The sequence below is a fragment of the Thioalkalivibrio sp. ALM2T genome (genome assembly GCF_000381505.1).
Lineage (GTDB): Bacteria > Pseudomonadota > Gammaproteobacteria > Ectothiorhodospirales > Ectothiorhodospiraceae > Thioalkalivibrio > Thioalkalivibrio versutus.
This window is the reverse complement of record NZ_KB906565.1, coordinates 68,979-93,327: the sequence shown is the minus strand read 5'-3', so window position 1 is coordinate 93,327 and position 24,349 is coordinate 68,979. Positions and strand designations below refer to the sequence as shown.

The following is a 24,349-nucleotide window of genomic DNA, read 5'->3' as shown; positions in this document are numbered from 1 at the left end:
GGTCCGCCTGGGTGATGGATCCGGGGCAGGATCAGAGGCGGTCGTCACCCTCGGGTTCCAGGGAGCCGCCCTGCTCGTCCATCCCGTCATCCGTCGGGGGCTGCTGCATCTCGCCTTCCGGCGGCTGCTGTTGCTGCATGCCGTCTTGGGGTGGCGGGGCGCTCTGCATGCCGCCTTCACCGGTCTCGGGCTGTTCCTGCATCTGTTGCTCTTCGAACTCGTCCATGCCCATGTCGCCGTCGGAGCAGCCCATCAGGAAGACGAGGGGTGCGATGGCCATGGCGGCCAGGATTTTGGTGGAATGTTTCATGGAAACTCCTGTGTATCCGGGGTGAATGTGAACGGAAAAATGACGTTCAATCCAGTTGACCGGAATACCCCCTCATATGTTGCGAGAAGTTCATCACACTCCACCGTTTCGGTGAGGCGATCGTGGCGCTCATCACGTATCCCCGTGCGGTTTGTCGACGCATCACGAACCCGCCGCTACAGTGATGCCCAGGCAATTCACGGACCGTAGTGATGGCGCAATCCTCCCAACCCGACCCCCTCCTGGATCAGGCCCGCTCGGCCTGGGCCCGCGGTGAACACGACGCTGCGATGACCCTTTGGCGCCAGGGCGCCGAGGCGGGTGATCCGCAGTGCGCGTTTAATCTGGGCGTGCTGCTGGACGAGGGGCAGTACCTGCCCCGGGATCCGCTCGAGGCCGCGCAGTGGTACCAGCGCTCAGCCGAGGCCGGCTTCCCGGATGCGGCCTTCAACCTGGCGGTCCTGTTCGAACAGGGTGATGGGCCGGAGGCGAATCCCAACGAGGCAGCGCGCTGGTTCCATATTGCGGCAGAGCGCGGGAACGCCCAGGCCATGTTCAATCTGGGGCTCAAGTTCGACGAGGGCCGGGGCCTGCCGCAGGACCCGGAACAGGCGGCACAGTGGTACCTGCTGGCGGCCGAGGCTGGTGAGGGGCGTGGCGCGGCCAATCTCGCGCGTCTGTTCGCGATGGGCGAGGGCGTGGAGCGGTCCGACGTGTCGGCGTTCAAGTGGTATGCGATTGCCGCGGAGATGGGGGTCGCGAGCGCCGCGCGACACCGCGAGCGGGTCGCTCGCGAGCTGAGTCCGGAGCAGCGCCTGCATGCCGGTGAGCGTGCGCAGGAGTGGTTGCAGGGCCATTCGTCGCCCCGTCTGCAATAGCGGGTCGGGCGCTCGCATTGGGATGCCCCTGAGACTGAGAAAGGGGCAAGGCGTTGCGGTTGGCGTTGGGCTAGATCACTACGTTCAGTTCGCGGCGCGGCTCTTCGGCCGGGCCGGCTAGGCTGACCGCGAGTTCCACGCGACGGCGCAGGGCCTCGACACCACCACCGCTCAGCGGGCCGCCGTCCGCCGGCATGGCCTCGGCGGAATCATTGCCGCTGCGGAACGCCTCGATCTGGGCCGCCACGCGGGCGCGGGAGGCCATCTCCTGGTCCGATCGCGGGAAGGCCAGTCCCTGATCCTGTTCGGCATCACCGCGCCGGTTGTCGTCCTGTTCCGGGCGGTCTTCGAGCGGCCGGCGGGCTGCGCCGGCCTCCGGATCGTTCAGCGGGCGTTCGAAATCCGCCGGGGTGGAGAGTTGGCCCAGGCCCAGCCGGTCGCTTCCGGTCGGGCGTGTGCCGATCGGTATTGCAGCTGAGGGGTTGGAGACTGGGACTTCCATCGTGTGACTCGTCGAGCCCCCTGATCGTTACGTGGTCTTGTCGCCTGGATTCAGGCGCGCACATCCAGCAGTGAGCCGATCATTCGATCTTCGGCCTGCAAGGTCTTCACCGAGGCCTCGATCTGATTCTGGCTGGCGATCATGCCGACCTGGGCGCCCATGCCCTCGCGACTGCCCGCATTCTCGGTGGCCAACGTATGTGCCTGCTGGCGCATGCTGGTCATGCCCTTCTGAATGCCCGCGAGGGAGGTGCTGCCGTCGATCATCGTTTCGAACTCGTCATGGTTTTCGGTTGCAACCCTACGACCGAATTATAGATCAATTAGTTGCACTTCACCGGAAGCCCATCCGGGAAGGCGTTAGGAGGTGCCGAGCAAGCTTTGCAGGCGGGCTTGAACAGCCTCGCGGGCGCCGGCCTGTCGCGCCTGCCATGCAGCCAGACGCTCGCGGCGAGCCTGCCGATCAATCCCTTCCGCCAGGCGGGCAAGCACCTCTTCGGCCACCTGTTCGGGGTCCTCGCCGCGGGCGACCAGGCCGGTGTGTTCGGCCGCGATGCGCAGCCGGGTGGCGGCGTCCGGATGGCGCTCGTGCTGCGCGGGGCCGCAGATCACCGCGCTGCCACAGGCCAGTGGCAGCCCCAGGTCCGGAGGGGTCTCGCTGGCGGCCAGGGTGCCACCCGGCAGGGTCACGTCGGCGCAGGTGTAGGCGGCGTGCAGGGTCTCCGGGTCCTCGATGTAGTAGACCCGGTTCTTGCGCGGCACGAAGGACGTCATGAAGCGGTTGTGGCGGATGATCGGCAGGGAGTACTTGATCGCGTCGCGATAGACCGGCTCGTGGCGTGCCGGGTCGGCCGGGGCCAGCAGCAGGATGGCGGCGCTCTTGCGCAGGACCGCGAACAACACGGCGAAGGCGAAGGCCTCCTCGCCCGGGCCAGTATTGGGCGCCAGCAGGATCGGGTGACCCTTCTCGTGGTACTCGCGAAAACGCTCGCAGAACCCGTCATCTCCGGATGGCGCGGGCGGCAGTTCCACCGCCCCGGCGATCGGATCGCCGATCACCTCGACCGGGCCGGAGGGGGTAGCGACCGCGCGCGCAGCGAAGACCGTATTCCATTCGACGCCTGCCGCGCCGTCACCCTCGGCATTGATCCAGATGCGTGGCACGTGGACCGCGCCGAGGGCGGGTCCCAGGTCCAGATCGCCCGCGTGCAGGGGGCCGACGACCACGATGGCCCGCGGTTGCAGGCGCGCCAGGCGCATGGTGGCCAGTTCGGGGCGCATCGCCAGGGCCGGGAGGCCGTCGATCAGGCCCTCGACCTCGCGGTCCTGGCCACAGTCGGTGACGCCGAGGGCGATGGGGCCGACGGACCCGGCCAACGCCTGCAGCCAGTCGGCGGCGGTCTCCAGAGTGGCCCGCGGGGCCAGGACCAGGATGCGCCCGCTGCTTTCATCGGGGACGGAGCGGGCGGTGATCCAGGCAGACAAACGTGCGAACATGGTGGGCTGTTATCCGGTCGTCGGGCGAGCGCCGCATTATACGAGGCGCCGCACAGCGCCCGCCACGGGCGGGCTACACGTTGTCTCGAGGGGAATCGCGGAATGGGCATACGCTGGATCATCGGGCTGGTGGTGATGGGGGTCATCCTGGCCCTGGCCATGTGGGTCTATTCCAACCCCGGCGGGATGCGCAGCCAGCAGTTCTCCGATCTGCCCTGGCAGATCGAGGTGGGGGACCGCCAGCGCACCCGGGTGCTGGGGGTCGTGCTGGGCGAGACCACCATGGCGGATCTGATGCACCGCCTGCCGGTGCCGGATATCCGACTGTTCGTGGACGCGGACGGCTCGCGTTCGCTTGAGGCCTATTACGTGAACGCGCGCATCCCCCCATTCGAGGCCAACCTGATCCTGCGCCCGGATCTGGACGAGGCCGCGCTGGACCGGATTCAGTCCGAAGTCACCTCCGAGCGCCCGATGCCCAGTGGCGCCCGGCGCTACGGGCTGAGCGACAATGCCCTGACCTCGCTGGGCAACGTGCCGATCGTCGAGATGAGCTACATCCCCCGCGCGCAATGGACCGAGGACCTGATCACCAAGCGCTTCGGCGAGCCGCGCGAGCGAATGCGCATCGCCTCCGATCACAGCTACTGGCTCTACCCCGAGGAGGGGCTGGTTATCCTGGTCCCGCGGCGCGGCCGCGTGCTGATGCATTACGTCACCCAGGACCGCTGGGGGCAGACGGTGGAGCGCCTGCGCGATGAGGGGCGGCGCCGTCTGGGCGAGGATCACGGGGATCATGAGTGAGTCGAACCCGACGGATGACCGCCCGTTCTGGGAGCGCCCGCTCGAGAGCCTGACCCATGCCGAGTGGGAGGCCCTGTGCGATGGCTGCGGGCGCTGTTGCCTGCACAAGCTGGAAGACGAGGACTCGGGCGAGCTGGCCTTTACCTGGCTGGCCTGCGATCTGCTCGACTGCGAGACCGGCTACTGCTCCGACTACACGAACCGCCGCGACTTCGTGCCGGACTGCATCCAGCTGACCCGGAAGGACCTGCCGCACTATCACTGGCTGCCACCGACCTGCGCCTACCGGCTGCGATTCGAGGGCCACCCTCTGCCAGCCTGGCATCCGCTGCTGAGCGGCGATCCGGAGACGGTCCGCCGCGCCCGCGTTTCAGTGGCCGGGCGCGTGATCCGCGAGCAGGACGCCCCGGACCTGCCACTGATCGACTACGTCGTGGACTGGCCCGGCGAGGTGCCCGAGTCCGCGCGCCTGTGGCGCCCGGTGGTCCGTCTGCCGCGGGAGTAGCCATGCCGGAGGTGGTGGACCTGTTCGTCTACGGAACGCTCAAGCGGGGCTTTTCGAACCACCGGGCCTTTTGTGCGCGGGCGCTGAAGATCCGTGAGGCCGCCATTGCCGGCTATCTGTGCGAGTTGCCCGTGGGCTACCCGGCCGTCCGTATTCCGCAGGAACGCATCCTGCTCGAAGCGGGGCCCGACCCCACGCGGGATGCATTACGTCAGCGTCACCACGAGGCCTCCCTGCACTGCGAACGGCCCGATGAGGGATGGGGTCGCGTCCAGGGCGAATGGATCCGCCTGCCCGACCCGGCCTGCACCCTGCCGCCAGTGGACGCCCTCGAAGGCCTGTGCCGCGACGGCCGCGGGGAATATCGCCGCGCGCTGGTTCCCGCCTGGACGGAGGAGGGACCCCGGGCCCTCTGGGTGTACTGGATGCCGCAATTGCCGCCCGATGCGCGCTACCTGCCGGATGGGGTCTGGTCGGCGCGGTCTTGATCCGTACGGCGTGCTCATTACGCGGTGCTGGGGCGCCGGTGGCACGGTCCGTCAGCGGTAGGATGCCGATGAGCGCAGCGAATCGCATCGGGTGGAGCCTGGGGTGAGTGCTACGTCTTGAACGATGCGATTCGCTGCGCTCATCGCATCCTACGGTTTCTCTGGTATTCGTGGTTCCGGGGAGGGGCTAGCCGGCGGAGGCGAGGAGTTCGCGGGCGTGGGTGCGGGTGGTCTCGGTGAGCTGGGTGCCGCCGATCAGGCGGGCCAGGGCCTCCACGCGGCGTTCGTCGTCCAGCGGCTGGATTGCGGTGCGGGTGCCGTCCTTGGCGTGGCTCTTTTGTACCTCCAGTTGGTGGTGCGCCTGGGCGGCGACCTGGGCCAGGTGGGTCACGCACAGGACCTGATGGCGCTCGCCCAAGCTGCGCAGCTTGCGCCCGACCACCTCGGCGACCGCGCCACTGATGCCGCTGTCGACCTCGTCGAAGATCAGCGTAGGCACCGTCTGTTGCTCGCTGGCCAGTACCTGTAGCGCCAGCCCGATGCGCGAGAGCTCGCCGCCAGAGGCGACCTTGGCCATCGGCTGCGGCGCAGCACCGGGGTTCGCGGCCACGCGAAATTCAATGTGGTCCACGCCGTGGGCCTGCGGCTTTTCGGCGGGCTCGACCCCGATCTCGAAGTGGCCGCCAGCCATGCCCAGTTCCTGCATGGTCTCGGTGACCGACTGGCCGATGCGGCTGGCGGCCTTCCGGCGGGCCTGAGTGAGTTTCGTGGCAGCGGTATCGAAGGCCGCGCGGGTCTGCTGCTCGCGGGCCTCCAGGGCCTCAACGGTCTGATCGCCGTTTTCCAGGGCATCCAGTTCCGTGTGCAGTTCATCGAACAGGCCCGGCAGGGCCTCGGGGTCGATCCGGTGCTTGCGCGCCAGGCGCAGGTATTCGCTGACGCGAGTATCCAGCTCGGCGAGACGTTCCGGATCCAGCTCGATGCCGTCGGCCAGGCGGCGCAGGTGGTCGCCGGCCTCATCGACCTGGATGCGGGCGGATTCCAGCAGCTCGACCGCCGGACTGACCCGTTCGTCGTGTTGCGCGGCGTCCTGCAGGGCGTGCAGGACCTGGCCCAGCTGCGTGTCCAGCCCGCTGTCCTCCTCGATCTGCTGGCTGGCGGTCTGCAGGGCGGTGAGTACCTCGGTGCCGTGGGCGAGCTGGTTTTGTTCGGTCAACAGTCGGGGGTATTCGTCCTGTACCGGGGCCAGCTCGGCCAGTTCTCCGCTCTGGAAGCGCAGCAGGTCGAGGCGGTCGGAGGTGTCGGCCTGGGCCTCGCGTGCCTGGTCCAGCGCGCTCGCCGCATCGCGCCAGGCGCGGTAGGCCTCGCGGACATCGCGCGTCGGGTTGCCGTCGAGGAAGCCGTCCAGCCAGTGGCGCTGGGTATCGCGCTGTAGGAGCTGCTGATGCGCGTGCTGGCCGTGGATGTCCACCAGCCATTCGCCCAGGGTGCGCAGCTGACCCACCGCGACCGGGCGCCCGTTGATCCAGGCGCGGCTCTTCCCCTGGCGGGTCAGCACGCGGCGCAGCAGCACGTGATCGTCGTCCGCCTCGGCCAGGTCCTGTTCGGCCAGCCAGGCGCTGGCCGGGCCCTTGGCGGGCAGGGCGAACTCGGCCGACAGATCGGCCTGTTCGGCACCCTCGCGCACCATGCCGGCGTCGGCGCGGTCGCCCAGTAGCTGGCCGATCACGTCGATCAGGATGGACTTGCCGGCCCCGGTCTCGCCGGTCAGAGCGCTCAGGCCGGTGTCCAGCTCCAGTTCCAGCCGGTCGATGATCGCGAAGTCGCGGATGCTGATCAGATGCAACATGGGATCAGGGCTGCTCGCCCCAGCGCAGCTTGGTGCGGAGCACGCGCAGGAAGTGGTGTTCGCGGGGGTGGATCAGGGTCAGGGCCTGTTCGCGGCGATGGATGCGCAGCAGGTCGCCGGGGGCGAAGTCCACGTTCTCCTGGCCATCCAGTGCGACCTGGGCTGGGGAGCGGCTGCCGCTGGACAGGCGGATCTCGATCGTGGAGCGGCCGCTGACGACCAGCGGGCGGTGATTCAGGCTGTGCGGGCAGACCGGCACCAGCACCATCGCGTCCAGCTGCGGGGTCAGGATCGGCCCGCCGGCGGACAGCGCGTAGGCGGTGGAACCGGTGGGGGTCGCGATCACCAGGCCGTCGGCCCGCAGGCGTCCGACATCCATGCCGTCGATCGCGGTGTCGAATTCGATAATGCGCACCACGCTCAGCACGTGGAGGACGACGTCATTCAGGGCGATCCCGCGGTGGATGGTGACGCCGTCGCGGATCAGCTCGGCCTCGAGCATGGCCCGGGGTTCGCGCTCGAAGGCGCCATCCAGGACCTCGCCCAGTTCCTCCGGGGCGGTGTCGGGGGAGACATCCACCAGGAAGCCGAGCCGGCCGAGGTTGATCCCCAACAGCGGGGTGTCGGCATCCGCGGTGACGCGGGCCGTGGCCAGCAGTGTCCCGTCGCCGCCGATCACGATGAGAAGGTCTACCGCGTGGGCCAGCTCGTCCAGCGGCAGGAGCCCGACGCTGTCCGGCCGCTCGAAGCCGTCGATCTCCTGTTCCATGAAGACCTGGCGGCCGCGCTCCTGCAGCAGACCCACCAGGGTCGCGACCAGGGGTGCGGTACGCGAGTCGCTGGACTTGCCGACCAGTCCGACCTTGTTGAAGTCTGGCATCATGCCGGCATTATCCGGAAAAGGGACCGCGACTGCACCCGGGGTTTCTTGACCTGATTCCCGCACGATCCAAGACTGAACCCTTTAAGCACTCGACCGAGTGGAGCGCTGACGATCCATGGAAAACGCAACGATCAATCTGGACGCCAGGGCCCGCACCCTGTTGCGGACCCTGATCGAGAGCTATATCCGGGATGGCCAGCCCGTCGGTTCGCGCACCCTGGCCCGGACCTCGGGCCTCAGCGTGAGCGCGGCCACCGTGCGCAACGTGATGGCGGATCTCGAGGATATGGGGCTGATCCATTCGCCGCATACCTCGGCCGGGCGCATACCGACCCCGGCCGGTTACCGGCTGTTCGTCGACAGCCTGCTGGAGGTGCGCAATCCCTCGCCGGAGGATATCCGTGCGATCCAGTCGGGGTTCGATCCGAGTGCCAGCACCCAGGACCTGATGGACGCCACCAGCAACCTGCTGTCGCGGGTCACGCGCATGGCCGGGATGGTGCGCCTGCCGCGGCATCGCAACGTGGCGCTCAGTCAGATCGAGTTCCTGCGCCTGGGCGAGGGCCGCATCCTTGCGATCCTGGTGATCGACGGCAAGGAGGTGCAGAACCGGGTACTGGAACTGGACCGTGACTTCAGCCAGGACGAACTGCAGCGCATGGCGAACTACCTGAATGCCCATCTGGCCGGCAAGAGCCTGCATGCGGTGCGCGCCGAGCTGTTACGCGAGATGCGTGACGTGCGCGACGATCTGGACGCAATGATGCTGGCGGCGATCGACCTGGGCGAGAAGGCGGTGGGCGACGAGGACCCGGACGATGTGGTCGTGGCCGGCCAGACCCACCTGCTCGGCTACGAGGAGCTGGCGGATATGGCCCGCCTGCGTCAGTTGCTGGAGGCCTTCAACGAGAAGCAGGAGATCCTCGGTATTCTCGACCAGTGCATCCGCGGCGACCGGGTGCAGATCTTCATCGGCCGCGAATCGGGGCTCGACTGGTTCGAGAACTGTTCGGTGGTGACTGCGCCCTACAGTGTCGACGGCGAGGTGGTAGGCGTGCTCGGGGTGATCGGTCCCACGCGGATGTCCTACGACCGGGTGATCCCGATTGTGGACGTGACGGCCCGCCTGCTGGGCTCGGCGCTGGGCGATCACCCGGTGGATGATTCCAAGTAGCGGCCCCTTGAAACCGGGGGGAATGCCCCCAGCATCCAGATAGACAACCCAATCCACCCTGTCCGCCGGTGATCGGCGCGGCGGGCGATTTTGTTTTTCATTGATTTGCGAGGCCAGCATGTCCGAACAGCGGGAACCCCAGGAACAGCCGGAAGAACTCGAGACCCGGAACGAGGAGGCCCCCGAGGCCGAGGGTGGCACGGATGATCGGCTGCAGGAGCTCGAGGCCCTGGCCGAAGAGCGCCGCGACCAGGCCCTGCGGGCCCAGGCCGAGCTGGAGAACCAGCGCCGCCGCTTCGAGCGCGAGCTGGAGAACGCGCACAAGTACGCAATGGAGAAGTTCGCTGCCGAAATGCTGGAGGTGGGCGACTCGCTGGAACTGGGGCTGCAGGCGGCGCGCGAGTCCAAGGATGTCGAGCGCATCATCGAGGGCGCCGAGCTGACCCTGAAAAACCTGACCCGGGTGTTCGAGAAGTTCGGCATCCAGTCCGAGGACCCGACCGGGCAGCGCTTCGATCCGGAGCGTCACCAGGCGATGTCCATGCAGGAAGACCCGGAGAACCCGCCGAACACCGTGGTGGCCACCATGCAGAAGGGGTACCGGTTGCAGGACCGCGTGCTGCGCCCGGCGATGGTGGTGGTCTCCAAGGCGCCGACCTCGCCGAACATCGACGAAAGCGCCTGACGCCGTCTTTTCGGGCCGGTTTTCGGGGTATCGGACACGCGGCCCCTTGAAAACCCGGCCCGGGGCCCCAGATTCCCGTACAAGTTGGCAGAGAAACACGCTCTGCAGCGCAAAATTTTTCGCATCAGGAGATTTCAGTCATGGGCAAGATCATTGGTATTGACCTCGGGACCACCAACTCCTGCGTCGCCGTAATGGAAGGCGACCAGGCCAAGGTCATCGAGAACGCGGAAGGCACCCGCACCACCCCGTCCATCGTCGCGTTCAGTGACGACGGCGAGGTGCTGGTTGGCCAGTCCGCGAAGCGCCAGGCGGTCACCAACCCCCAGAACACCGTGTTCGCTTCCAAGCGCCTGATCGGTCGCAAGTTCCAGGAAGACGAGGTCCAGAAGGACATCAAGCTCGTCTCCTACAACATCGTGAAAGCCGACAACGGTGACGCCTGGATCGAGGTGCAGGGCAAGAAGATGGCCCCGCCGGAGATCTCCGCGCGCGTGCTGCAGAAGATGAAGAAGACCGCCGAGGACTATCTCGGCGAAGAGGTCACCGAGGCCGTCATCACCGTCCCGGCGTACTTCAACGACTCCCAGCGTCAGGCAACCAAGGACGCCGGCAAGATCGCCGGGCTCGAGGTCAAGCGCATCATTAACGAGCCGACCGCGGCCGCGCTCGCCTATGGCATGGACAAGCAGCGCGGGGATCGCAAGATCGCCGTGTACGACCTGGGTGGCGGTACCTTCGACGTCTCGATCATCGAGATCGCCGAGGTGGATGGCGAGCACCAGTTCGAGGTACTGGCGACCAACGGGGACACCTTCCTCGGTGGCGAGGACTTCGACAACCGCCTGATCGACTACCTGGTCGACGAGTTCAAGAAGGACCAGGGCATCGATATCAAGGGCGATCCGCTGGCGATGCAGCGCGTGAAGGAGGCCGCCGAGAAGGCCAAGATCGAGCTGTCCTCCAGCCAGCAGACCGAGGTGAACCTGCCGTACATCACCGCCGACAACACCGGGCCCAAGCACCTGGCGCTGAAGATCACCCGCGCCAAGCTGGAAAGCCTGGTCGATGACCTGGTCAAGCGCTCCATCGAGCCGTGCAAGGTCGCGCTGAAGGATGCCGGCCTGTCCGCCTCCGAGGTGGACGACGTGATCCTGGTCGGTGGCCAGACCCGCATGCCCAAGGTGCAGGAAGCGGTGCAGGCGTTCTTCGGCAAGGAGCCGCGCAAGGACGTGAACCCGGACGAGGCCGTTGCGGTCGGTGCCGCGGTGCAGGCCGGCGTGCTGGGTGGCGACGTCAAGGACGTGCTGCTGCTGGACGTGACCCCGCTGTCGCTCGGGATCGAGACGATGGGCGGCGTGATGACCAAGCTGATCGAGAAGAACACCACGATCCCGACCCGGGCCAATCAGGTGTTCTCCACCGCCGAGGACAACCAGACCGCGGTGACCGTGCACGTGCTGCAGGGCGAGCGCGACATGGCCAGCGCCAACAAGTCGCTGGGTCGCTTCGACCTGCAGGACATCCCGGCCGCGCCGCGTGGTGTGCCGCAGATCGAGGTCACCTTCGACATCGACTCCAACGGCATCCTGAACGTCTCGGCCAAGGACAAGGCGACCGGCAAGGAGAACAAGATCGTCATCAAGGCCTCCTCCGGCCTGTCCGACGAGGAAGTCGAACAGATGGTCAAGGACGCCGAGGCCCACGCCGAGGACGACAAGAAGTTCCAGCAGCTGGTCCAGGCGCGCAACCAGGCCGACGGCCTGGTGCATTCGGCCGAGAAGTCCCTGAAGGATCTGGCAGACCAGGTCTCCGACGACGAGCGCACCGCGATCGAGTCGGCGGTGGCCGAGACCAAGACCGCGATGGAAGGCGATGACCCCGAGGCGATCGAGCAGGCCGCGCAGAAGCTGGCCGAGGTCTCCGGCAAGCTGGCCGAGAAGGCCTATGCCCAGGGTGCGGACGCCGCGGGCGAGGCCGGGGCCGAGCAGGCCGAAGGTGGCCCGCAGGGCGACGATGTCGTGGACGCCGAGTTCGAGGAAGTCGACGACGACCAGAAAAAGCAGGGCTGATGCCACAGCCGGCGGGACGCTTGGCGTCCCGCCGGAACTGTTTGAACGCCGCGCCCGGGGTATTAGGGAAACACTGATTAATGTACACGCTCGCGTTGGTACCCCAGGTTTTCCGAGACAAGGCGCGTCGTGCAGCGGGTAGTGGTTCTACCCGCTAGCGGCGCAACGCAGGATCGGGGAACCTGGGGTACCAACCCCACAATCCATTGAAAAGCAGGGGCTCGGCCGCTTTTGCGCGCGCACGGCGTTGCGGCTCCCTTGTGCAGAATGACTGCACGGCAGTCACCGCGCCTTGTTCGCACGCAAAAGCGACTCGAGCGCGAGCGTGTACATTAATCAGTGTTTCCCTGGTGACTCCGGGCGTTTGCGTGAAGGCATTCCGCGTTTGCGCGCACGAATCAGCAGGGAATGACCATGTCACAACGCGACTATTACGAGGTGCTGGGCGTCTCCAAGGACGCCTCGGCCGCCGATATCAAGAAGGCCTTTCGCCGCCTGGCGATGAAGCACCACCCCGACCGTAACCCCGGGGATGCGGAGGCCGAGGCCAAGTTCAAGGAGGCGCGCGCCGCCTATGACGTCCTCAGCGACGACCAGAAGCGCGCCGCCTACGATCGCTACGGCCATGCCGGCGTGGATGGCTCGGCCGGGGGCTTTGGCGGGGGCGCCGGGGCTTCCAACTTCAGTGACATCTTCGAGGACATCTTTGGCGATATCTTCGGAGGTGGCGGGGGCGGCCGCGGGCAGCGGGCCTATCGTGGCTCCGACCTGCAGTACAACCTGGACCTGACCCTGGAAGAGGCCGTGTTCGGCACCGAGGTGAAGGTCCGTATCCCGACCACCGTCAGCTGCGAGGCCTGTGATGGCTCGGGCGCCGAGCCGGGGACCTCGCCGGAGACCTGCCCGACCTGTAATGGGGTCGGCCAGGTGCGTATCCAGCAGGGCTTCTTCTCGGTGCAGCAGACCTGCCCGCGCTGCGAGGGCGCGGGCAAGGTCGTCTCCAGCCCCTGCAAGTCCTGCCACGGCAAGGGTCGAGTGCAGGAGCAGAACACCCTGGACGTGAAGATCCCGGCCGGGGTGGACAGCGGTGACCGCATCCGCCTGGGAGGCCAGGGCGAGGCCGGCATGAACGGCGGCCCGCCGGGTGATCTGTACGTGCAGGTACGGGTCAAGCCGCACAAGTTGTTCCGGCGCGAGGGCTCGGATCTGCACTGCGAGGTGCCGGTGTCGTTCGCCACGGCCGCTCTGGGCGGCGATTTGGAAGTGCCGTCGCTGGATGGCCGGGTCAAGCTGAAGGTCCCCGCGGAGACCCAGACCGGCAAGCAGTTCCGGGTCGGTGGCAAGGGCGTGAAGTCCGTGCATGGCGGCGGGGTCGGTGACCTGATCTGCCGCGTGGTGGTGGAGACGCCGATCAACCTGACCAAGGAGCAGAAGCAGCTCCTGCGCCAGTTCGAGGAATCCACCCAGGCCGGCGGTACCAAGCACAGCCCGCAGGCACACTCCTGGCTGGACGGCGTCAAGGGGTTCTTCGAGGACCTGAACTTCTGGTCCAAGTAGTCCCGCAGGGCAAGGACGATGGTTCGCACCGGCCCCGGTTTTCACCGGGGCCGGTTGCGTTGGGGGCGTGCTCAGCCCTCCATGAAGCCCCTTGCTCTGCGGACTCGATTTTCGTGCCAGACGACACGGGGTTACGGAGGAAAACGCTGTGCAGGAAGACGGGATGGGCGACCGCATAAGCGCCGCCGGTTCCTCACACCCCTGGGTCTAGCTGTGAAGCGCCCTTGACCTGCCCGGTGCCCCGTGTCCTCTGCGCGTTCTGTGGGAGAAGCCGGAGTCCGCGAGATGGGGGCTCAGGTCGAGGTGAAATCGAAGGTGGGGGCGGGCATCGGTGCCTGCAGGAAGTAGCCCTGAACGAGGTTCACGTTCAGGCTGTAGAGCACGGCGAGCACGCTGGCGTCCTCGACATAGGGCACGATGACCTGCTTGCCCTTGGCATGCGCGGCATCGGTATGCTCGCGGATCAACTGCTGGTTTTCCTCGCTCTCGGCCAGGTTCTTCACGTAGGACGGGTCCAGCTTGATGTGATCCGCCTCCAGGTGCTGCAGGAGCTGGAACGGGTTCAGCCCGCTGCCGAAGTCGTCGATGCACAGATGGCCGTGCATTTCCTGCAGCCCGCGGGCGACGTGGATCGCCGGCTTCAGGTGGGTAACCACGGTGGGTTCCTTCAGCTCGACGACCACGTTGTCGGCGGGGATGCGCATGCCGTGCAGGTCGTCGTGCAGCCAGCTGACCACGGAGGGGTCGCCCAGGGAGCCGTTGGTCAGTTTGAGGAAGAACTGGGTGGTCGGGTCTTTCTTCAGCTGTTCCGTCAGCATCTGCAGCGCAGTCTTCAGGACCCAGCGGTCGATGGGTGCCGCCATCTCGGTGCGCTCGGCACTGGGCAGGAAGGCATCCGGCTCGTGGATATGTCCCTCGGCGTCACGCAGGCGCACGAAGACCGAGTAGCGCGGGCGATCGGCACCGTGCAGGTTCACGATCGGCTGATACAGCAGTTCCAGGCGGTCGTGTTCCAGGGCGTCCTGAATGCGCAGCTTCCACTGCTGGTCGTTCTGCGCCTGGGTCATCTCGCCCTCTGCCGGACGGAAGAAGCGGTGGTTTCCGCCCCCGGCCTCCACGGCCTCTTGCAGGGCGCGGTCGGCGTGGGTCAGCAGTTCTTCGGTATCCACCGCCGTCTCGTCGGCGATCACGATGCCGGCCGACAGGCTGCAGTTGGTCGAGGCGTTGCCGAGCTCGAAGACACGTCCGGTGACCGCTTCCATCAGACCGTGGATGCGGGCCTCCACCTCGTTGCGCCGGGTGTCGGGGACCACGATCCCGAAGTGCTCGGCCTCCAGGCGTGCGGCGATGGCCGGGTCGGGAAAGTGGTCCTCGATCAGCTTGCCGATATCGGCAAGCAGAAGATCGCTGGCGGACATGCCGACGTTGGCCCGGATCTCGGGGAAACGGTCCACCGCGAGGGTGACCAGGGCGAAGGGCTTTTCCGATTGCGCGGCCTGGCTCTGTGCGGTCTCGATCATCCCGGAGAAGTGCTGGCGGTTGTAGAGCCCGGTGACCAGGTCACGCTGCGAGAGGTAGTCGATCTTCTCGGCCAGCTCCGGATCCTCCTGGGCCGAGTCCAGCAGCACCTGGGTGCAAGCCTCCCCCTCGACGCTGGCGGTGGACAGACGCAGGTTGGCCTCGAACGGCGTGCCGTCAAACGCCTGCAGCTGGAAGGCCTGATGGGTCTGGTCACCTTCCTCGCCACTCTGGAAGCGGCGCAGCAGGCCCTTCAGTTCGTCGCGGCTCTCCGGGGCGATCAGGTCCATCAGCGGCAGGCCTTCCACTTCCTCCGGATCGGCAATCCCGAAGCGCTCGCGCCAGGACGCGTTGGCATAGATGTGCATGCCCTCGTGCACGTAGGCGATAGCGTCGCGCGAGTTGTCCAGCAACAGTTGGCAGCGGCGTTCGGACTCCTGCAGCGATGCGTCCATGCGTCCCATCCGCTGGCGCAGCTGGAACTGCTCGGCAGCGCGCACCGCAAGGATGCCGGCCAGCTCGTGCAGTTCGTGATCGACGACTGCATAGGCGCCGGCCTCGTAGTCGTCTATGCGCGCGGGTTCAGGGCGCTCGGTCATGATGACCAGCGGGGTACGTCGACCGGATGCGTGCAGTGCCGCGTCGACGTGTTCCCGGGTCAGGGCCAGGCCGGGTTCGATCAGGACGATCACGTCGAAGCGCCGGCCCTCCAGCGCCTCGGCCAGGGCGTCGCTACCGGATACCTGCTCCGGCCGGATCGCGCTGCCGCGGGTCCGGATACTGCTGATGACCTCTTCAGCCCGGTTCGGGTTGCTGGTTACGAAGAGCGTGCGAATCGTTTCGTTCATGGGGCTAGTCGTCGCGGTTGCGGGTGGTGAATGGCGGTCCGTCGTCATCCACGATGGCCGGTCCGTTGGCGATGTCGGGCGTCTCGCCAGCCGGTTGGCGGACCTCCAGGGCGGTCATGCGGCACCCGACCTCGGTAAACAGCGTAGTGCCCGTGCGCTCGCTGTCCAGTTCCAGAACACGGGCGCGCTTGTTCAGCCAGCAGACGACACGTTGTTCATGATCGAACACCTGCGCCGGCAGGAACAGTACCGCGCCATCGGCATCGGTGCGCTGCGGGGCGAACAGTCCTGATTGCGGGACCCCCGCCGCCATGCCATTGCGGAAATCCTGAATCTGCATGGGCAGGCAGCGATCGGCGAGAAATTCCACACCGATGCTGATCAGACTGCCGGCCTGGTCGTCGAAGCGAATCCAGCGCAGGACCCCGATGGTCCAGCGATGACCATCCACGGCACGCAAGCCGACGAGGTCCCCGATCAGCAAGGGCTGTTGGGGGCTGTCCAGGCGCAGACGCACGCCGCCGGCGCCGATGTCGTCCACCTGCCAGTGTTCCGGGGGGTGACGCTTGGTGATCGGTCCCGTGGGTTCATCGCGGGCGGCGATCTCGAGCCCGCGCCCGACATCCTCCCAGGCGGTCGCGGCGGTATTCGGCGAGTCGTCCGCAAGTGGCTTCAGGTCGCGCTCGCGGACGGAACGGTGCGGGCTGTCTACCAGGGCGAGATCCGAACCGCGCAGCGCGGCCTTCGACATTTCGAACACGCTGACGCCGCGGTCGCGTTCGTGCAGGGATTTCAGGCCGGTCTCCGGCGCTTCCGCTGCCCCGGTGGTCTCGGTCTCGGACCCACGCCGGCTGCTCATCTCCATCAGCAGGAAATCATGGATACGTTCCAGGCCCATCACGCAGATCCGCTGCAGGTCGCTGGCGCTCTCGCGACTGTGACGGCGGGTCGGCAGGTTCGACCACAGGCGCAACAAATGTTCGGCCAGCGGCTGTCCCTCGCCGCGGCCGCGCGGTTCCAGGTCGTCGGGGCGTTCACGAAGGGCGTCCAGCGCCGGCGTCAGTTCAATGAAGCAGGCGGGTTCGGTCGCCGGCGTCCCGCGCAGGGCCAGGCCCGGGGCGTGGTCGCGGTCGAGATCACAGCGCAGTACGGGAAGATCGGGGTGCTGTTCCGGGTCGGGGGCGGGGGTGCAGGCAAGGCGCAGGGTGTTGGCCCAGCGAGCCAGCAAGTCCATTTCGCCCATCTTCATCGCATTGGGGTCGGTGCTGCCCAGTATCATCAGCCGTGCGCTCATGGCTTCGATGCGGTCCACCTCCAGCGGGCCGAAGCGCTTGTCGGTGGCGGGCCGCTCGTCGGCGATTCCCTGCTCACGCGCCAGGCGCAGCACATCGAACAGCCGCTGCCAGTGGCCCGGCGGCACGGACTGGTACAGCCGCCAGTGGTGCATGCTCAGGGTCCCAAGCAGTGCGACTGCGGCCTGCAGGGGTGCCGTCAGGCGTTCCGCATGACGGTTGTCGTGCGGGTCCGCGCGTTCGCGGACCACCAGCAGCTCCGCGGTGAGGAGGGCGCGCACGGCGGCGCTGTAAACATCGGCACGCTTGCGGCTGCGGTTCCCCAGCGGCAGGGGCCGCTGGCGCAGCAGTCGCTCCACGGCCGGGAGTAGCGGCAGGAGATGATCTTCCAGTATTGCGACCAGCGTGGCTCGGGTTCCGGGGCGAAGTACGATCGCGTTCAGCCCGTCGAGGGCCTCGCGGATGCGCTGGATGCCGAGCTCCGGCTCGCTGCCGGGCAGCTCCGCACACCAGGTGTCCAGTGCTTGCGGGGTCTGGTGGGGGAAGCTGTCGGGACCGGCCGGTTGGGTGGGCAGCTCGGGCAGGGCTTGCAGCATGGGCGTGTCCAGTGGTTGCTGGGCCGGTTGCAGGATTCTGGCGCTACTTTAGCAGCAAACCGCGCAATCGGTGTGGGTGCCGGTGGGGCTCATTTATGCGCAGGAAACGGTGTCTGCAGGGTCTTGCCGGGTTCTCCGGCGATCTCGCGCGCCAGTCGCGGGACCAGGTAGCCCGGCAGGCGGGCGTGCAGGGCGCGGTAGAGTTCGCGCGCGCGGGCGTCCGGTACCTCGAAGTGGGCTGTGCCGCGGGTGCGGTCGAGCTGGTGCAGGTAGTAGGGCAGCACGCCCAGGCGGAAGCCGGCCTCCTGGAGTTCAGTCAGGGTCTCGGTGTCGTCGTTGATGCCGGCCAGCAGTACCGCCTGGTTGAGCAGCGTGACCCCGGCGGTGCGCAGGCGATCGATCGCTGCATCGGCCGGTGCGGCGAACTCGCTCGGGTGATTCGCGTGCAGCACCAGGATGTGCTGCAGACGGCCCTTGCCGAGCCAGGCCAGCAGGCGGTCGTCGACCCGTTCCGGCAGCACCACCGGCAGGCGTGTATGGATGCGCAGGCGCTCGAGGTGCGGGATGTTTCCGAGCCGGTCCGTCAGCCGTTCCAGGCGGGTATCCGACAGGCTCAGCGGGTCGCCGCCGCTGAGGATAACCTCGCGGATGTCCGGATGCGCGGCAATGTAGTTCAGCGCGGGCTCCCAGTCGTCCCGGGCCGGATTGTGGTCGGCATAGTCGAACTCACGGCGGAAGCAGTAACGGCAGTGGATGGCGCAGGCCCCGGTGGTCAGCAGCAGGGCGCGGCCGTGGTACTTGTGTACCACGCCGGGGGCGGCCAGCGCGTCGTGATCGCCGACCGGGTCACTGACGAACCCCGGCGACTCGATGGCCTCGCGCGCGTCCGGCAGGGCCTGCAACAGCAGGGGATCCCGTGGGTCGCCGGGGCGGATGCGGGCCAGGTAGCTCTCCGGGATGCGGGTGCGAAACAGCCGGTGCCCGGCCTGCATGCCCGGCAGGGACTCGGGCAGCAGTCCCAGGCGTGCGGCCAGGGTCTCGGGATCGGCGATCGCGCGCGCCAGTGCCTGCTGCCAGGCCGGTGTGGATGCCGGTTCGGGTGGCTGGGTTCCGCGCGGCTCGCGCGTTATCATGACGGGCTTTGTGGGCATGAATCGTTTCCGGATGGGGCGGCATGTCCGCGCCACGCATCATCGAGGGACAGCGCGTAATGGCAACCTACAGTACCAACGAATTCAAGGCCGGTCTCAAGCTCCTGCTGGATGGTGACCCGCAGGCCATCGTGGAGAACGAGTTCGTCAAGCCGGGCAAGGGCCAGGCCTTCAGCCGGGTCAAGCTGCGCAATCTGCGTACCGGTCGGGTGCTGGAGAAGACCTTCAAGTCCGGCGAGTCGGTGGAGGCCGCCGACGTGATGGATACCGAGATGCAGTATCTCTACAACGATGGCGAGTTCTGGCACTTCATGGTGCCGGACACCTTCGAGCAGTATGCCGTCGGCGAGGCCGCACTGGGTGATTCCGGGCAGTGGCTGAAGGAGCAGGATATTTGCACGGTGACCCTGTGGAACGGCGAGCCGCTCTCGGTGGTGCCGCCGTCCTTCACCGAGCTGAAGATTACCCAGTGCGATCCGGGCCTGCGTGGTGACACCGCGCAGGGCGGCACCAAGCCGGCCACGCTGGAGAGCGGCGCGGTGGTCAAGGTTCCGTTGTTCGTCGAAGAGGGCGAGACGGTGAAGGTGGATACCCGCAACGGCGAGTACGTCTCGCGCGTGTGAGCCGAACCCCGGCTGGCCCTGCGACATGACCGACTGGCGTCCGGGTGCGGCGCCGGCCCGCGCGGCGCGCGCCCGCCTCCTGGCCGGGCTGCGGGCGTTCTTCGCGGCCCGCGGGGTGCTCGAGGTCGAGACCCCGATCCTGAGCCGGGGCGCGCCGCAAGATCCAATGCTGGAGAGCTGGGAGGCGCAGGCCCCCGGCGGCGAGCGCGGCTACCTGCAGACCTCGCCGGAATACCCGATGAAGCGCCTGCTGGCGGACGGCGCCCCGGATATCTACCAGATCGCACGGGTGTTCCGCGGCGGTGAATCCGGCCCGCGGCACAACCCTGAATTCACTCTGTTGGAGTGGTATCGCCTGGCCCTGGACCACCACGCACTGGCGCGCGAGGTGGTGGCCCTGATCGCGGACCAGGCCGCGCAGTCTCCCGTTTGGCACGCGCCCCGGGGTTGTGAGGCGATCGCCTATGCCGATCTGTTTCGCTCGACTTTGGGGGTGGACCCGGCGGAGACGAATGCCGCGGAGCTGGAACGGGTCGCGGGGGACCACGGGCTGGTCATCCGCGGCGGGCTCGATCGGGATGGCTGGCTGGATGCCCTGATCAGCTTGGTGATCGCGCCGGGTTTCCCGCCGGACCGGCTGACAATCCTGTTCGACTACCCCGAGAGCCAGGCCGTGCTCGCGCGCCCTTGCGCGGACCGGCCGGGCTATGCCGCCCGTTTCGAGCTCTACTGGGGCGACCTGGAACTGGCCAACGGCTATCACGAACTGACCGACCCCGCAGTGTTTCGCCAGCGCCGCGAGCGGGACATCGCTCAGCGCCGCGCGCGCGGCCAGCCCCTTCCGCCCGTGGACGATCACCTGGAGGCGGCGCTGGAGTCAGGTCTGCCGGACTGCGCGGGCGTGGCCCTGGGCGTGGACCGGCTGTTGATGTGTCTGTTGGGGGTGTCGCGTATCGATCAGGTGATCGATTTCCCCTGGGCGTGACGAAGCCCACCCGGAGGGCTTGTCGCGGCCGGGATGGCGGCACACTATAGGGGCCGTTGCCGAAGGCTCTCATGCAGGATGGCTGGTCTCAATGTCCCCTTGTCGTTTTTCGCGTCGCCCCGGGCCCCGGTCCGGACCTTCTTGGTGTTTCGTATCGGTCGCTCTGATCCTGTTGTTGTGGCTGGCACCGCTGGCCGCACAGGCTCAGTTCGAGCATCTCCCGGGACCGCTGCAGCGGGCGATCGAGAGTCAGCGTCTGCCGGCGGCAAATGTGGGCCTGTGGGTGCAGAGGATGTCCGATGGCGCGGTCCTCGCGCGCCTGAATGCCGATCAGCCGTACAACCCAGCCTCCACCATCAAGCTGGCCACCTCGCTGGCGGCCCTGCACGAGTTGGGGCCGGAGTACACCTGGACCACCGAGGTGTGGGCCACGCGTCCGGTGCGCGACGGTGTATTGCGCGGCGATCTGGTGATCCGCGGGACCGGGGACCCCGGCATGGTCAGCGAGGAGCACTGGCGCATGCTGGGGCAGTTGCGTCAGACCGGGCTGCGGCGCATCGAGGGCAACGTCATTCTCGACGCCTCGCATTTCGAACTGCCTCCGGGCCATCCGGCCGCATTCAATGACCAGCCGCTGCGGGCCTACAACCAGCTGCCCTATGCCCTGCACGTAAACGCCAACGCCCAGCGCTTCCGTGTGCGGCCGGAGCGGCATGGGAACGGGATTGACGTGACCGTGGATCCGCCGCTGCCGGGGCTGACGATCGAGAATCGCCTGCAGCCGTCGCGTGGCAGCTGCGGGGCCTGGCAGCGGGGGATTCGCTTTGACGCCGACCCCGAGGCACAACGCGTGACCCTGTCCGGCGAGTACCCGGTTAACTGCGGGGACTACGAACTGCTGCGGACGGTCCTGACGCCGGAGGCCAATCACGCCGAGATGTTCCGTCTGCACTGGTCGCAGTGGGGCGGCGAGCTGACCGGCGACATTCGCCCCGGTGTGCTGCCGGTGTTGTACGACGAACCGATCCTGCGCCATACCTCGCGGCCGCTGGCGGATCTGATCCGGGTCTCCAACAAGTGGAGCTCCAACGTGATGACCCGCCACCTGCTGCTGACCCTGGGGGCGCGTCACTTCACCCCGCCGGCCACGCTGGAGAAGGGGCAGCAGGCCCTGCTGGAGTCGCTGCGCGGGTTGGGGGTCGAGGTGGGTGGCATGGTGGTCGACAACGGGTCGGGGCTCAGCCGCGAGACCCGCATGACCGCGCGCCAGCTGGGCCAGCTCCTCGAGGGCGGATGGCAGCACTCTCACCGTCCGGAATTCCAGTCCTCCCTGGCCCTGGCCGGGCTGGACGGGACCCTGCGCAATCGCTTCCGCAACGGCAGCCAGCGCGACCTGCGCGGGCAGATGCACCTGAAGACGGGGCACCTCAACGAGGTCTCTGCGGTCGCCGGCTACGTGCGCACGCAAGGCGGGGACGACCTGGCCGTGGTGGTGCTGGTCAACGACCCCCGCGCGCATCAGGGCCTCGGCCGCAACCTGCAGGATGCCGTCCTGGAGTGGGCCCACCGCCTTTGACGCCCGGCGTTTATCCACCACGAAGCGCACGAAGGGTTATGTTCGCGCGCTTCGTGGTCAGAGGGCCCTGGTTGACCTCAGGGTGAGTCGAGCTTCCAGTTGGACATGATCGGGAGGCGCGAGACATCGACCTCCAGGGCCGTCAGCCAGTGCGCGACCATGCGGTTGGAGTTGTTGCGCAGGGTGTAAGCCTCGGGGTGTTCGACAAAGGCCATGTCCCATTCTGTCGATACCTCGCGGTCATCGTGGCCCGCCTGCCAGATGCCCTCCAGCGCCTCGCGCAGTGCCGTGACCCTGGCCCCGGGGACCGTCAGCAGATGCAGTTCCTCCAGCGGCACGCGCAACTGGGTCGCCGTCGCGTCCTCCAGGTCGGAGCCGGTCAGAGATTGCCGGCCGAGGCCCGCCCGTGTGGGCAGGAACAGCCCTGCCAGCCCCTGCAGGGGGTTGATTCGCCGCTCGACGTAAAACGACCAGTCGCCGTAGGAATAGCGCAGCCAGGCGTCCGGGGCCGCGGTCGGCAGGACCAGACTGGAGTGATGGCCGTGGTCCAGGAGTGCCACGGTGACCGGGTCTTCCGGTTCGGCCGGCGGCTGCAGGGTGACTGCGGCGCAGCCTTGCAGGAGCCACAGGGCGATTACGGCCAGCATCAGATGCTCGAGGCGGAACGTGCCTCGGCCGCGCGGCCTGCAAATGCTGGACTGGCGCACGGGTTGGTCAGTGGTGCTCGAGCTTGCCCAGCTCCGAGAGGATCGAGAGCACCAGCGACTCGCCCTGGGCGTCCATGCCGCGGCACAGCACATCCGGGTCACGCTCGCCGTCCACCAGGCGCTTGGTGATGCCACCGAGGCGCGCCATGTCGCCCCCGGCCCGGCTCATCTGTTCGGCCATCTGCGACAGCCAGTGCAGCGACTGGGCGTCTCCGTGGGCCGCGCCGTGGATCATCTGGGCCAGCCCCGGTGCGGCCTGCGCCGGATCGCCGCTTTGCTCGGGGTCCGGCAGGGTGGAGGGATCCTGCAGGCCGGCCAGGATCGCCGTCAGGATCACCGAGTCCTCGTCGTCCAGCCCCTGCAGCAGGGACGTGTCGCGTTCGCCTTCGAGCACGCGGCGGATGCGCAGGATCAGCTCGCCCCAGCCGGCCTCGTGGGCCTGGTTCAGCACTGGCTCCAGTTCGCGGCGGGTCTCCGGGTTCTGGGTGGCCTGCACCACCAGGTTGATCAGGCCGGCCTGGGCCTGGCGGATCTGCTGGGCATGTTGCGGTTCGATCATGGTGGGTCTGACTCTTGGTTGTGCGGCGGATTGAAACGGCTTCCGGGGGCCTTCCTGCGTTGTTCCGGTGTCTCGGTTGTGGCGAGGTTAGCATGCCCGGCAGTGCGTTCGGCGAGGGCCTGCGGCACAATGGCGGCTCCATTTGCAGAGGATGTCGTGGTGGAAGAACAGACAGCAGTGGGGCTGTGGGTGGCCCTCGGGATCCTGGCCATTGTGGTTGCCGCCCTCGTGGGTTTCTGGGTGGGCCGCGTCACCAGTGACGAGCGCAAGCTGATCCGCGAGCTGGAAGAGGAACTCGACCGGCGCATGCAGGAACTGACCCGCTACCGCAGCCAGGTCAACGACCATTTCGATCGCACGGCCACGCTGTTCGCGACCATGGCGGGTTCTTACCGCGACCTTTACCACCACCTGGCGCAGAGCGCGGAGGAACTGGCGGACAAGCCGACCCGTGATCGCCTCGAGGACCGGGCCGGGCAGTTGCTGTCGCACATGACGCGCCGTGACTACGGTGCCGGTCCCGGCGAGGCGGCCGGCGGCGCCAACGAATCGGACGCCCAGGACGACGAGCCGACCCCCAAGAGTTCCGAGGGCGAGGCACGCAAGCCGGACGAACGCCCGCGCCCCGACTGACCCGTGACCGCGGAGTCGGTTTGGGATCACCACGCCGCACAGGAAGGGACGAAGAAAGCCTGAAAAGTATCACCAGGTAGGTGTAAAGACTGGGTGGTGGGCAAGACCGCAACGGAGGCGCAAGACGCTTCCGTCACTGCATTCCTTCCGATCTCCCCGCCTTCGTGCGCTGCGTGGTGAAAGGCCCTTTGCCCTGGGGCGTGCGCACCGCGCCGGGGTGTGGGCCGACGCGGTGCGGGGTGGGCTCAGAGGGCGGAGATCTGCGCCCGGATCTGGTTGTCCAGATTCTGGATCCAGTTGTTGTAGTTCGGGTGGATATTGCCGTCCGCGTAGTTCAGGTTGGTGCTGTCCTTGTAGCGAATGCTGTATTCACCCGCCGCATAGGGGATCTCCACTTCGGCGACGTGGTCGCGCAGCGCAAGTCGCCCTTCGAGCAGCCCCGGTTCCACTTCTTCCATGCGCCAGCCCAGCGCCGTTCCGGCGGTGCGGATGGCGCGTTCCATCTGTTCGGCGCTGGGGCGTTCACCTGCAACATCGGTGACCGTGGTATCGCTGACGTTGTGCACGGGGACCGTGCCGCGGCAGCCGGCCAGCGCGATCAGGCTGGCAAACAGGATGACCAGCAACGTCCTGGTATTCATGGCGTTTTCCTTCTGGG

24 protein-coding genes are annotated in these 24,349 nt (G+C 67.4%); 12 read left to right on the top strand and 12 right to left on the bottom strand.

The window, feature by feature from the left end:
- Nucleotides 1-31: 31 nt before the first annotated feature.
- Nucleotides 32-310 (bottom strand): hypothetical protein, encoded by a 279-nt coding sequence (locus F816_RS0110570; RefSeq protein WP_018169160.1) that lies wholly within the window; start codon nucleotides 308-310, stop codon nucleotides 32-34.
- A 212-nt stretch (nucleotides 311-522) separates the two neighbouring features.
- Between F816_RS0110570 and F816_RS0110565 the strand changes: the two genes are divergently transcribed.
- On the top strand, nucleotides 523-1,188 hold the full coding sequence (locus F816_RS0110565) for a tetratricopeptide repeat protein (protein ID WP_018175860.1): 666 nt from the start codon (nucleotides 523-525) through the stop codon (nucleotides 1,186-1,188).
- A gap of 70 nt (nucleotides 1,189-1,258) precedes the next feature.
- Here the strand turns inward: F816_RS0110565 and F816_RS0110560 are convergent, their stop codons facing one another.
- The 3 genes from F816_RS0110560 to F816_RS0110550 all read right to left on the bottom strand — a co-directional run bounded on the left by F816_RS0110560 (nucleotide 1,259) and on the right by F816_RS0110550 (nucleotide 3,186).
- Nucleotides 1,259-1,690, bottom strand: coding sequence for a hypothetical protein (locus F816_RS0110560; protein ID WP_019563598.1), 432 nt, complete (start codon nucleotides 1,688-1,690; stop codon nucleotides 1,259-1,261).
- Between the two features lie 50 nt (nucleotides 1,691-1,740).
- The gene (locus tag F816_RS0110555; RefSeq protein WP_019594700.1) at nucleotides 1,741-1,956 is read right to left on the bottom strand and encodes a hypothetical protein; all 216 of its coding nucleotides are present in this window, start codon (nucleotides 1,954-1,956) and stop codon (nucleotides 1,741-1,743) included.
- A 93-nt stretch (nucleotides 1,957-2,049) separates the two neighbouring features.
- Entirely contained in the window at nucleotides 2,050-3,186 is a 1,137-nt protein-coding gene (locus F816_RS0110550) for a hypothetical protein (protein ID WP_019594699.1), read from the bottom strand.
- Between the two features lie 102 nt (nucleotides 3,187-3,288).
- On the opposite strand from F816_RS0110550, the gene F816_RS0110545 reads away from it, so the two are divergent.
- From F816_RS0110545 to F816_RS0110535, 3 genes are read left to right on the top strand one after another with little or no spacing between them, the layout of a single operon-like run.
- On the top strand, nucleotides 3,289-3,990 hold the full coding sequence (locus F816_RS0110545) for a hypothetical protein (protein WP_018937237.1): 702 nt from the start codon (nucleotides 3,289-3,291) through the stop codon (nucleotides 3,988-3,990).
- Nucleotides 3,983-4,495: a YcgN family cysteine cluster protein gene (locus tag F816_RS0110540; protein ID WP_018937236.1), complete on the top strand. Its 513-nt coding sequence runs from the start codon at nucleotides 3,983-3,985 to the stop codon at nucleotides 4,493-4,495. The genes F816_RS0110545 and F816_RS0110540 overlap by 8 nt, the downstream gene beginning before the upstream one ends.
- Nucleotides 4,496-4,497: 2 nt before the next feature.
- Nucleotides 4,498-4,983: a gamma-glutamylcyclotransferase gene (locus tag F816_RS0110535; RefSeq protein WP_019594698.1), complete on the top strand. Its 486-nt coding sequence runs from the start codon at nucleotides 4,498-4,500 to the stop codon at nucleotides 4,981-4,983.
- Nucleotides 4,984-5,170: 187 nt separating this feature from the next.
- On the opposite strand, the gene recN is transcribed toward F816_RS0110535, so the two are convergent.
- Both recN and F816_RS0110525 read right to left on the bottom strand, forming a co-directional pair.
- Nucleotides 5,171-6,832, bottom strand: a complete 1,662-nt coding sequence (gene recN / locus F816_RS0110530) for a DNA repair protein RecN (protein ID WP_019594697.1) — start codon at nucleotides 6,830-6,832, stop codon at nucleotides 5,171-5,173.
- Nucleotides 6,833-6,836: 4 nt separating this feature from the next.
- Nucleotides 6,837-7,715 carry an NAD(+) kinase gene (locus F816_RS0110525; protein WP_018169154.1) on the bottom strand — a complete coding sequence of 293 codons (879 nt, stop codon included), beginning with the start codon at nucleotides 7,713-7,715 and terminating at the stop codon, nucleotides 6,837-6,839.
- A 115-nt stretch (nucleotides 7,716-7,830) separates the two neighbouring features.
- On the opposite strand from F816_RS0110525, the gene hrcA reads away from it, so the two are divergent.
- The 4 genes from hrcA (at nucleotide 7,831) to dnaJ (ending at nucleotide 13,203) form a co-directional block, all read left to right on the top strand.
- Entirely contained in the window at nucleotides 7,831-8,889 is a 1,059-nt protein-coding gene (gene hrcA / locus F816_RS0110520; RefSeq protein WP_018145342.1) for a heat-inducible transcriptional repressor HrcA, read from the top strand.
- Nucleotides 8,890-9,007: 118 nt separating this feature from the next.
- Nucleotides 9,008-9,574 carry a nucleotide exchange factor GrpE gene (gene grpE, locus F816_RS0110515; protein ID WP_019594696.1) on the top strand — a complete coding sequence of 189 codons (567 nt, stop codon included), beginning with the start codon at nucleotides 9,008-9,010 and terminating at the stop codon, nucleotides 9,572-9,574.
- A gap of 140 nt (nucleotides 9,575-9,714) precedes the next feature.
- Nucleotides 9,715-11,646, top strand: a complete 1,932-nt coding sequence (dnaK, locus tag F816_RS0110510) for a molecular chaperone DnaK (RefSeq protein ID WP_019567672.1) — start codon at nucleotides 9,715-9,717, stop codon at nucleotides 11,644-11,646.
- Nucleotides 11,647-12,054: 408 nt separating this feature from the next.
- Nucleotides 12,055-13,203 (top strand): molecular chaperone DnaJ, encoded by a 1,149-nt coding sequence (gene dnaJ, locus F816_RS0110505; protein WP_018145345.1) that lies wholly within the window; start codon nucleotides 12,055-12,057, stop codon nucleotides 13,201-13,203.
- Nucleotides 13,204-13,496: 293 nt separating this feature from the next.
- On the opposite strand, the gene F816_RS0110500 is transcribed toward dnaJ, so the two are convergent.
- From F816_RS0110500 to epmB, 3 genes are all read right to left on the bottom strand, one after another.
- On the bottom strand, nucleotides 13,497-15,569 hold the full coding sequence (locus tag F816_RS0110500; RefSeq protein ID WP_018175852.1) for an EAL domain-containing protein: 2,073 nt from the start codon (nucleotides 15,567-15,569) through the stop codon (nucleotides 13,497-13,499).
- Nucleotides 15,570-15,573: 4 nt separating this feature from the next.
- Entirely contained in the window at nucleotides 15,574-17,457 is a 1,884-nt protein-coding gene (locus F816_RS0110495) for a hypothetical protein (RefSeq protein WP_019594695.1), read from the bottom strand.
- 89 nt (nucleotides 17,458-17,546) lie between these two features.
- Entirely contained in the window at nucleotides 17,547-18,590 is a 1,044-nt protein-coding gene (epmB, locus tag F816_RS0110490; RefSeq protein ID WP_019594694.1) for an EF-P beta-lysylation protein EpmB, read from the bottom strand.
- Between the two features lie 77 nt (nucleotides 18,591-18,667).
- Between epmB and efp the strand changes: the two genes are divergently transcribed.
- The 3 genes from efp (at nucleotide 18,668) to dacB (ending at nucleotide 21,792) form a co-directional block, all read left to right on the top strand.
- Nucleotides 18,668-19,231 (top strand): elongation factor P, encoded by a 564-nt coding sequence (efp, locus tag F816_RS0110485; RefSeq protein ID WP_026182087.1) that lies wholly within the window; start codon nucleotides 18,668-18,670, stop codon nucleotides 19,229-19,231.
- 25 nt (nucleotides 19,232-19,256) lie between these two features.
- Nucleotides 19,257-20,216, top strand: a complete 960-nt coding sequence (gene epmA, locus F816_RS0110480) for an EF-P lysine aminoacylase EpmA (protein ID WP_019594693.1) — start codon at nucleotides 19,257-19,259, stop codon at nucleotides 20,214-20,216.
- Nucleotides 20,217-20,391: 175 nt separating this feature from the next.
- Entirely contained in the window at nucleotides 20,392-21,792 is a 1,401-nt protein-coding gene (gene dacB, locus F816_RS0110475; RefSeq protein ID WP_019594692.1) for a D-alanyl-D-alanine carboxypeptidase/D-alanyl-D-alanine-endopeptidase, read from the top strand.
- Nucleotides 21,793-21,869: 77 nt separating this feature from the next.
- Here dacB and F816_RS0110470 read toward each other — a convergent pair whose 3' ends face one another.
- Nucleotides 21,870-22,439 carry a hypothetical protein gene (locus tag F816_RS0110470; RefSeq protein WP_019594691.1) on the bottom strand — a complete coding sequence of 190 codons (570 nt, stop codon included), beginning with the start codon at nucleotides 22,437-22,439 and terminating at the stop codon, nucleotides 21,870-21,872.
- Between the two features lie 67 nt (nucleotides 22,440-22,506).
- Nucleotides 22,507-23,058: a hypothetical protein gene (locus tag F816_RS0110465; RefSeq protein WP_019594690.1), complete on the bottom strand. Its 552-nt coding sequence runs from the start codon at nucleotides 23,056-23,058 to the stop codon at nucleotides 22,507-22,509.
- A gap of 159 nt (nucleotides 23,059-23,217) precedes the next feature.
- Here F816_RS0110465 and F816_RS0110460 point away from each other — a divergent pair, with 159 nt between their 5' ends.
- Nucleotides 23,218-23,691, top strand: a complete 474-nt coding sequence (locus tag F816_RS0110460) for a YhcB family protein (protein ID WP_018145354.1) — start codon at nucleotides 23,218-23,220, stop codon at nucleotides 23,689-23,691.
- Between the two features lie 245 nt (nucleotides 23,692-23,936).
- Here the strand turns inward: F816_RS0110460 and F816_RS0110455 are convergent, their stop codons facing one another.
- Nucleotides 23,937-24,332, bottom strand: a complete 396-nt coding sequence (locus tag F816_RS0110455) for a hypothetical protein (protein ID WP_018145355.1) — start codon at nucleotides 24,330-24,332, stop codon at nucleotides 23,937-23,939.
- Nucleotides 24,333-24,349: the final 17 nt, after the last annotated feature.